The sequence below is a fragment of the Ideonella sp. P3_A4 genome (genome assembly GCF_056403075.1).
The window spans coordinates 1-714 of the sequence record NZ_JBFUGE010001285.1 but is presented as its reverse complement, the minus strand read 5'-3'; the positions used below and the strand labels follow the sequence as shown (position 1 = coordinate 714).

General features: G+C 65.7%; 1 protein-coding gene. It reads left to right on the top strand.

The features are described 5' to 3' along the window. Positions 1-637: TetR/AcrR family transcriptional regulator (locus tag AC1DYI_RS37575; RefSeq protein WP_477209138.1), on the top strand; the 637-nt coding region annotated here is incomplete at its 5' end. Positions 638-714: the final 77 nt, after the last annotated feature.

Below are 714 nucleotides of genomic sequence, written 5' to 3'. Positions count from 1 at the left end.
GCAGCAGGCCCGTTCCACCGACCTGGTGGCGGCCATCCTTCAGGCAGCTATTCAGGTTTTGGCGACGGAAGGTGCCAACCGGTTCACCACGGCGCGAGTCGCAGAGCGGGCGGGTGTCAGCGTGGGCTCGGTCTACCAGTACTTCCCGAACAAGGCGGCGATCCTGTTCAGGCTCCAGGCCGATGAATGGCGCGAGACGGCCGAGACACTCAGCCGGATCCTCGAGGATCAAAAGCGGCCGCCGCTGGAGCGCCTGCGGGTGTTGGTACTCGCCTTCATCAAGTCTGAGTGTGAAGAGGCCGACATGCGCGGGGCGCTGAACGATGCGGCGCCGCTGTACCGCGACGCGCCAGAGGCGCAGCAGGCCAAAGCAGCGGGGAACTTGACCGTTGAGCGCTTCATGCGAGAAGCCGCGCCGAATGCGACCGACGCGGCCCGCTCACTGGCCGGCGAGCTGGTGCTCACCACGCTGAGCATGGTGGGTCACGATTTCTCGGCGAGCCCGCGAACGAACGCCGAAATCAAGACCTACGCCAACGCAGTCGCCGACATGTTCTGCGCCTACATCGGCAGCCTTGACGCACCCAAGAAGCAGGTCACCGCGAAGTCAAAGCCCAGCCGCCGCCGAGCGCCTTGAAGGGTTGGACGTCACGTTGTTTCTGCGGCCGAAAGCGATGCCGCTGTGACGGGCGAGACCACGGACCAGCCCAGCGC